The sequence below is a fragment of the Microcystis sp. LE19-131.1A genome (genome assembly GCF_027532015.1).
Taxonomy (GTDB): domain Bacteria; phylum Cyanobacteriota; class Cyanobacteriia; order Cyanobacteriales; family Microcystaceae; genus Microcystis; species Microcystis ichthyoblabe_A.
The window spans coordinates 1-8401 of sequence record NZ_JAPZSS010000037.1; the positions used below are offsets into that span (position 1 = coordinate 1).

Consider the following 8401-nt stretch of genomic DNA (forward strand, 5'->3'; position numbering starts at 1 on the left):
CATTTCTTCTAAGCTATTAGAAGGGGAGAGAATTTCAAAGACCACTTGAGGAGCAATGTTATCTTCTTGCCATTGTTTATAGGAACCCCGTCTTCCTTTCGGACGACCAAATACTACCATAACATCGGGAGCAACCGGTCCGGTAATTTTCTTATCTTGGACAGGATACCAGAGCAGATCTCCCGCAATAAAAACGTTAGGAGAATTAGCAAAGAGAATCTCAAGATTTTCTTTGATTTTCACGATCCATCCGTATTGTTCGGTATTATCAGCCATGGGTTTACCGTCACTGTCGGGGTATTCAATATCTGGATCAATAGCTGGTGTAAAGGTCATAATTTATACTCTGAGGTTATTTGTCTGAAAATTAAATTCTAGCAGTGAGGTTATCTTTCCCCTCTAGTCCCAAAATAACATCGTCAATAAGGTTGCTCAAAATGTTTGTGTACTTTTGTTAAAAAGAAAAAGTTTTCTTGACAAAAAGAACAACTTGTGCTAAAGAATAAATCTCTAACTTGACAAAAATTCCCCGCACTAGAAGCTGATCCAGGATAGCGATCGAGAGTTATAATCGAGCCATTACCCCGCGCTCCCAGTCGGGATGAGAAATCTATGATGACCGCTCTCTACGAGGAAGATTTTGTTCTCTGGACAGAAAAAACCGCCGAACTGTTAAAGCGAAAAGAGTTTGACCTGGTGGACTGGGAAAACCTGATCGAGGAAGTGGAGTGCATGGGAAAAAGCGAGAGACAGGCAATAACGAGTTTATTAAACGTTTTAATCGAACACTTGCTCAAACTATCCTATTGGGAATCGGAAAAAGAACGGAATGCCCGTCATTGGATAGTGGAGATCGCGGCTTTCCGATCGCAATTAGAACAAAAAATAGATAGTGCCACCCTCGTCAACCATGCCCGCGATTCTTGGGAAAAAGCCTATTTAACCGCCAGAAAATCCCTGATTAACGCCAGAATCGTCGATAAAAATGCGATTCCCCTAGAGTCTATATTCACTCTCGAACAGGTATTAGACGGGGATTGGTTCCCCATCGATATCGAACCTTTTTTGGAAACCCGTCCATAAATTGCAGTCATATCCCCGCAAAAAGATTAGGATTATCAGCGAATATAACCGAATATGAAAGATATCGAGCAAATCCGCCGCCAACTCATCGAACGCTACCAACAATTATCGGCACTCGATCAGGTGATCGTCCGTCTTTTTTCCCTAATCTATGAGCCGATCGCCCGCAGCACTTTTCTAGACTGTTTAAATCAAGCTCATTACCGCGACGAGAACAACCGGCGATTTAACGGCCAAACCCTGAAATCCCATTTAGATATCCTCCTAGAAGCGGAAGTAATCACCCAGGACAAAGGCTACGGGCCGCGCTGTCATCCCCTCCTCGTCGAGATTGCCAGCCGTGATAGCGTTAGTAAGGGAGAATTCAAGCGTTTTGCCGAGATTATCAAGGCAAAACTGCCGCAACCCCGAACTCGTTGGGATGAAAGCCTAGTTTTTCAGGGAAAAGAGCAATTAATCCGAGAAATCCGTCTGGCCATCTATCGTCAGGATTTCGACTCGATCGAACAACAAATCGCCGATTATCAGAAAACCAGCTATTCTTCCTCAAAAACCAGCCTAGAAGACCTTCTCATCCTCATCTACGATAACCCCTTCGATGGGGATTGGTTACGGACGCAACCGACCAAATTTCAAGCCCTAGCACTAAATAGCATTCTTGTCAAGGCTTTTGAAAAAATAACTCGCGCCGATGGAGCTTTTTCCCTCCTAGAAGAACTCTGTCAAGACCAGACCAGTGTTTCCGAAGGCCATTTGTGGCTCGAACAGGCAATCATCCGAGGACAAAGCGATAAAGTGCGTCGGTATCTCGATCGCCCCTTCCCGGAAAGCCAAGCAGCAGCAATCGGGGCGATACGGGGTTGGATTGCCTTTCTAGGCGGGGAAAACAGCAAAGCGATCCAAGAATATACCCTCGCCCTTAAAGCCCTAAAAAAAGCCAAAGGAAAACAAAAAATCTATTTTTCTTCGATTAGCGGCTTCTCCTTTATTTTTGCCCTCCTCAAAGAAGGAACCCCCGAACGTCTCGCCGAAGCCGCCAGCTATACCAGTTGGGTGGCGCGTCAAAACGATCATCCTTTCAGTCCGATCTATGCCCGTCTGGAAAAAATCATCGCTGCCCGTCAGGGAGATATGCAGGCCAAAGACGCAATCATCGACGCGACGATCAATCCCTACCAAATGGGCCAGGGTCTAGAGACTCTTATCTGTAGTATCTGTCTCTACTGGATGAGTAGCAGCATCGCTAAAAAACATCTGCCCCGCCTATTGCTGCCCCTCTACAAAGATGCCAAGGCGGCTGGCTACCATTGGTTAGCCCTGGAAACCGGGGCCCTACTGTCCCGACTCGATCGAGCGCCGGAAACGGAGGTGGTTATAAAATGGCATCTCCCTTCCCCCCTGGTGGATGCGATCGAACCCCAGGAAGCTTGGCAACTGTGCCTGAATGCCTTGACTAATCTGTGCGCGCCAACACCAACCCCGGGTAAATCTAACCCCGTCGTCCGCCTTGCTTGGTTTCTCACTATCCATTCCGAGGATTATTTCCTGCAACCAAAAGAACAGAAACTCGACGCGCGGGGTAATTGGAGTCGCGGCCGTCCCGTCTCCCTTAAACGTCTGCGAAAAACTGGGGAAATTGACTATTTAACCCCGCAGGATCTGAAAATTTGCGCCCATATCTTCGTGGAATCCAGTTACTATGGCCAGAACGATTATCACTTTGAGCGCCGGGCCATTATCGAACTGATCGGTCATCCCCTGGTGTTTTGGGAAGATTCCCCCAGAACGCGGGTAGAAATCGTCGCCGGGGAACCAGAATTGCGAGTAAGTAAGGAAAAATCGGGTAAATTAATCCTGTCTTTACTGCCCGATCTCAGCGATCGCCAAGAAGTGCTGATTTGGAAAGAAACCCCCACTCGCATTAAGGTAATCGAAGTCAAGCCAGAACACAGAAGCATCGCCGACATTATCGGCAAAAGCAACCGCCTAGAAGTACCCGACAAGGGCCGGGAAAAAGTGCTGGCCGCGATCAATTCCCTGTCCGGGATAGTGACAGTACATTCCGATATCGGGGGAGGAAAAGCAGCCCGGTCAGTGGCAGCCGATAGTCAACCCCGGATTCATCTCTTACCGGCCGGAGAGGGTTTAAAAGTGGCGGTTCTCAGCCGTCCTTTTGGGGCAGCCGGTCCCTATTTCCAGCCTGGAAAAGGGGGAGAAACAGTAATCGCCGAGATCGAGGGGGAACGGCTGCAAACCACTAGGGATCTGGCCCTAGAGAAAAAACTGGCCCAAACAGCGATCGATTCTTGTCCGATCCTGATCAGTTTTGAGGAGGAAAATGGGGAATGGCGGCTAGAAAATCCAGAGGATTGTCTAGATCTACTGCTAGAATTGCGGGAATTAAACGATAGCGTCCTCGTGGAATGGCCGGAAGGGGAAAAATGGCGGGTGACGCGTCAGCTTCGATTACAAGACCTACACCTAAATATCCACAGTCAACGGGATTGGTTTGCGGTCAGTGGGGAACTGCACCTAGAGGAGAAATCGGTGCTGAGTATGCAGGAGTTGATGAAATTGCTAGAGGGATCGCCGGGGCGGTTTATTCCCCTCGGAGATGGTCAATTTCTTGCTCTAACCGAGGCATTTCGGGAACGGTTACAGGAAATGCGTGCTTTCTCGGAAAAGTCCGGCGACGGTTTGCGGTTTCATCCCTTCGCTGCCCCGATGCTCTCGGAACTCACCGAGGAAGTGGGACAACTCAAGGCCGATAAACGTTGGCGCGATAATTTACAACGCTTTCAGGAGAGTCAGGATTTTACTCCAGAAGTCCCCTCAACTCTACAGGCAGAATTGCGCGACTATCAATTGGAAGGCTTTCGCTGGTTAGCTAGACTGGCCCGGTGGGGGGCCGGGGCCTGTTTGGCCGATGATATGGGATTAGGGAAAACTTTACAGGCCCTGGCAGTGATCCTAACCCGCGCCTCCGAGGGACCGACTTTAGCGATCGCTCCTACTTCAGTATGTTTGAACTGGATTAGTGAGGCGGAAAGGTTCGCACCCACCTTAAATATCATCCAACTGGGAACAGGCGATCGGCAAGCGCTACTCGATCGACTGCAACCTTTTGATCTGTTGGTCTGTAGCTATGGGTTATTACAGCAGGAAGAAGTTGCCACCATGTTGGCCGGGGTAGAATGGCAGACAATCGTTCTCGATGAGGCCCAAGCGATTAAGAATTTCTCCACCAAGCGATCGAAAGCGGCGATGAATCTGCGGGGGGATTTTAAACTAATCACCACAGGAACACCGATCGAGAATCATTTAGGGGAATTATGGAATCTTTTCCGTTTTATTAACCCCGGATTGTTGGGGTCTTTGGAAAGTTTTGATCGCCGTTTCGCCACCCCGATCGAAAAATACGGCGATAAAACCGCTCGCGAACAGTTAAAAAAACTGGTGCGGCCTTTCCTTCTCCGGCGCACCAAAAACCAAGTTCTGGCGGAATTACCGCCCCGTACCGAGATTTTAGTCCCGATCGAGTTAAGCGTCGAGGAGAAGGCGTTTTACGAGGCCTTACGGCGGCGTGCTTTGGAGAAATTAAGCGAGAGTGACAGTACCGCCGGGGCAAAACATCTCCAGGTACTGGCAGAGATCATGAAATTACGCCGGGCCTGCTGTCACCCGCAGTTAGTGGCTCCAGATTTGGATTTAGCCGGCTCAAAATTGTCCCGTTTCGGGGAAATTCTGGATGATTTATTAGATAATCAGCATAAAGCGTTGGTGTTTAGTCAATTTGTCGATCATTTAGCGATTATCCGCAGTTATCTCGAGCAACGGCAGATAAAATATCAATACCTCGATGGTAGTACCCCAGCCAGCGATCGGCAGAAACAGGTGAAAGCTTTTCAAGCGGGGGAAGGGGACGTATTTTTAATTAGTTTAAAAGCCGGGGGGACAGGATTAAATCTCACCGCAGCCGATTATGTTATCCATCTTGATCCCTGGTGGAATCCCGCAGTGGAGGATCAGGCCTCCGATCGCGCTCACCGCATCGGCCAAAAACGTCCGGTGACGATTTATCGCTTAGTGGCCAAGGATACGATCGAGGAAAAAATTGTCGATCTGCACCACCATAAACGCGATCTCGCCGATAGTTTATTGGAGGGGACTGACGCCAGCGGCAAGTTATCCACTGACGAATTATTGCGCTTAATGGCCGAGGGATAAAAATATCCCCGACGCAGTTTAGACTAACTTTTTGATAGCCGCTACTAACTGCTCGATTTCTGAGGGCAAAGTGAAATAATGAACACAGGCACGCACACAGAGGGGGTCGAGGAGAGTTCGCAGTAAAAACCCTTGTTTTTCTAGCTGTTGCACTAAATTTTGTGGGGTGATGGCCGAGTCAATTTGAAAGGAAACTAAACCGGATTCTGGCGGAGAATTTTTTAAACATTTCACCCCTTTAATCGTCTTTAATTCCCCCCAAAGATAAGCCGCTAATTGACAGATTTTTTCGTATCTTTGTCCCCCATCACCCCAGGCGTTATGTACCGCAATAGTTGCCCTTAAACCCTCAAATTGAGGATAGGCAGAAGTGGCCACTTCAAAGCGTCTAGCGTCCGGTTTCCAACCGATAGGCTGTCCTTGCTTATCTGTTTCAATACCGCGCCAACCGATAAAAGTGGGCTGTAAACTAGGGAAAATTTCGGGACGAATATACAATCCCCCCACACCGGCTGGTCCACACCACCATTTATGACCCGTAAAAGCATAACAATCGGCGGCAGTAGTGCTTAAATCTAAGGGCAAACAACCCACGGATTGGGCAGCATCCACCACCACTAAAACGGGTTTTTCGGTGACAGAATTATCATGACAAAGCTGGGAGATTTCCTTGAGGGGTAAAACCTGTCCAGTATTCCAGAGAACGTGACTGACCACCAAAACCCTAGTTTTTGGACGTAAATGAGCGGAAATAAGTTCTATGGGGTTGCCGTCGTTTAAAGTTTCCCGAATAGGACAAGTGGAGATTTCCAGATGATAACGACGGGCAATTTCCCGAACTGTGGCGATAATTCCGGGGTGTTCACAATCGGTTAGTAAAATATGTTCCCCCGCTTGCCAATCAACCCCCCAGAGGGCGATATTACAGCCTACAGTGACATCCTCGGTGATAGAGAGATTGCTCGGGCTGATTCCCAATTCTTGCGCCATTTCTTGCCTGAGAAGTTCCGTTTTTTTGGTAATCCAATCGTTTACCTGTCCTGAAAAAGGCCCCTTTTGTTGGAGAAAATTATAGGTATCGATAATCGCTTCTAATCCGGCCTTGGGCAAGGTTCCCTGACCACCGAAATTAAAATAAACTTTATTGCTAAGTCCCCGAAATTCCTGTCTTTGTTCGGCTAAATCCGGTTTACTAGGGGCGCAATCGAGGCTATTTTCGTCTAAATTCTGCATAAGTGAGGAGATGGGGAGTCAGTTATCAGTTATCAGTTATCAGTTAGAAGGTGTTGGGTTTTGGGGTTTTAGTTGAATTCCCCATTCCCCCATTTTACCACTTCCTGACGACCGACTCCTGACGACTAACGGCTGAATTCTATCGACGGATCAAGTCGCAATTATCACAATAGTATTAAAGCAGAGGAAACATACTTGTGAATGTTTTCTTTTTTTAGTTTATTATTTTTTACCTTGAATGTCAGCCGGGAGGCTATGTATGTTTTACCGATGAGACGGGGCTTTTAAAGGAGCGAAGTAATTCGCCCCAGGGTTCCCCTCATGAAAAGCTGACCAGTATAGAACAGCACTTCGACACATTTCGCCACATTTTGATTCTCCAAACACTTATATTTATATTTATATTTATCGTCCTTGTTAAATATACTCAAAAAAGCTAAGTAGTCGTGCAAAATAAATTTCCTAGTGAAGAAAGGCAAAAAGCAAAAGGCAAGAGGCAAGAGGTGGTTAGATATGTGTAATTAATTTTGCTTAGGTACTTATGATAGGGCATATTGGAAACTGGCACCTCGAGTTGCGCTCGGTTCGACTACGCTCACCGAGCGCAAGGGGAGATTTAAGCTCTATCCCATGAGTGCGATGGGAGTGTCAACAAAATCTGGGCAGACAGGGCCTACCCGATCATAATTATTTACTGGGGAGGGTTGGAAGCGGAAGGACTGCGATCGATGACTTGATCGATTAAACCATAGTCTAGAGCCTCTTCGGCGGACATAAAGAAATCCCTTTCCGTATCCTCGGCGATGAGGTCGAGAGGTTTACCGGTATGACTAGCTAGGTGTTGATTGAGTAATTGTTTGAGATAGAGAATTTCTTTGGCCTGAATTTCGATATCGGTGGCCTGACCTTGGGCGCCGCCGAGGGGTTGGTGAATCATGATCCGCGAGTTGGGTAGGCTCATTCTTTTGCCCGGTTTGCCGGCACTGAGGAGAAAAGCCCCCATACTGGCGGCTAAACCAATACAAATGGTGCTGACATCGGGACGGATTTGATTCATGGTGTCAAAAATCCCTAATCCGGCCGAAACGGAACCACCGGGGGAGTTGATATACAAGTAAATATCTTTTTCGGGGTCTTCTGCTTCTAGAAAGAGTAATTGGGCGACGATTAGGTTAGCCAGGTCGCTGGTCACTTCTTGTCCCAAAAAGACGATTCTTTCCCGGAGTAGTCGGGAGTAGATATCGAAGGCGCGTTCGCCCCGGCCTGTGGTTTCAATAACGGTAGGAATCATTGCGCTTTCTTGTCTTGCTGCTGCGGTTAGTTTTTTGATTTTGACATACTCCCACCGTCAAGCTACGCTGTGACGGGGGATTCTTTCCAGATCACTATCGGAAATTCCTTGTTCAACGAGACAGCTTAGATTCTCAATGTCTCCATTCAAAATCCAGAGGTCGGACTCTCCCAAGGCGTTTGGGTCGGTTTCTGTTTGCCCAACAGTACCGTTGAGATGATTTCCCAAATATTTCAACCCTTTTTTAAGAATATTTATTGCTGCATTATGATCCCTATCTATGACTGTTTGACAATTAGGACATTGATGAGTTCTAGTGCTTAAGGTTTTTTGAACTCTCGTCCCACAAACTGAACAATCTTGAGAAGTAAAATGCGGTGGTACAGCAACACAAACAATCTGATAAATCTTGGCAAAATAATTCAGCCATTGAGTGAATTGATACCAAGAAGCATCGGAAATCGACTTGGCGAGCTTACGGTTTTTGACTAAGTTTCTTACCTTTAAAGCTTCATAGACTACCAAATCATTAGACTGGACTAACGCCAAAGCCTCTTTAATTGCTTT

Annotated in this window: 6 protein-coding genes; 2 read left to right on the forward strand and 4 right to left on the reverse strand. The window is 47.2% G+C overall.

From position 1 onward, the window contains the following. The coding region (locus O9323_RS03265; RefSeq protein ID WP_288124682.1) for a Uma2 family endonuclease at positions 1–336 on the reverse strand (336 nt) is incomplete at its 3' end. Positions 337–612: 276 nt separating this feature from the next. Between O9323_RS03265 and O9323_RS03270 the strand changes: the two genes are divergently transcribed. Beyond that, positions 613–1083 carry a DUF29 domain-containing protein gene (locus O9323_RS03270; RefSeq protein WP_016514769.1) on the forward strand — a complete coding sequence of 157 codons (471 nt, stop codon included), beginning with the start codon at positions 613–615 and terminating at the stop codon, positions 1081–1083. Positions 1084–1137: 54 nt separating this feature from the next. Continuing rightward, complete coding sequence (locus tag O9323_RS03275; RefSeq protein ID WP_149106900.1) at positions 1138–5310, forward strand: DEAD/DEAH box helicase; 4173 nt, start codon at positions 1138–1140, stop codon at positions 5308–5310. A gap of 18 nt (positions 5311–5328) precedes the next feature. Here the strand turns inward: O9323_RS03275 and O9323_RS03280 are convergent, their stop codons facing one another. The 3 genes from O9323_RS03280 to O9323_RS03290 form a co-directional block, all read right to left on the reverse strand. Further along, positions 5329–6543 carry an aminotransferase class V-fold PLP-dependent enzyme gene (locus O9323_RS03280; protein WP_002754640.1) on the reverse strand — a complete coding sequence of 405 codons (1215 nt, stop codon included), beginning with the start codon at positions 6541–6543 and terminating at the stop codon, positions 5329–5331. A 691-nt stretch (positions 6544–7234) separates the two neighbouring features. Next, entirely contained in the window at positions 7235–7873 is a 639-nt protein-coding gene (gene clpP / locus O9323_RS03285) for an ATP-dependent Clp endopeptidase proteolytic subunit ClpP (RefSeq protein WP_223210071.1), read from the reverse strand. 18 nt (positions 7874–7891) lie between these two features. Next, positions 7892–8401 (reverse strand): RNA-guided endonuclease InsQ/TnpB family protein (locus tag O9323_RS03290; protein ID WP_288124683.1); only part of this gene is annotated, 510 nt, incomplete at its 5' end.

What these genes read in the sequence shown, in the direction of transcription:
- O9323_RS03270 (WP_016514769.1), top strand. Translation starts at nt 613, where the DNA reads ATGATGACCGCTCTCTACGAGGAAGATTTTGTTCTCTGGACAGAAAAA.
- O9323_RS03275 (WP_149106900.1), top strand. Translation starts at nt 1,138, where the DNA reads ATGAAAGATATCGAGCAAATCCGCCGCCAACTCATCGAACGCTACCAA.
- O9323_RS03280 (WP_002754640.1), bottom strand. Translation starts at nt 6,543, where the DNA reads ATGCAGAATTTAGACGAAAATAGCCTCGATTGCGCCCCTAGTAAACCG.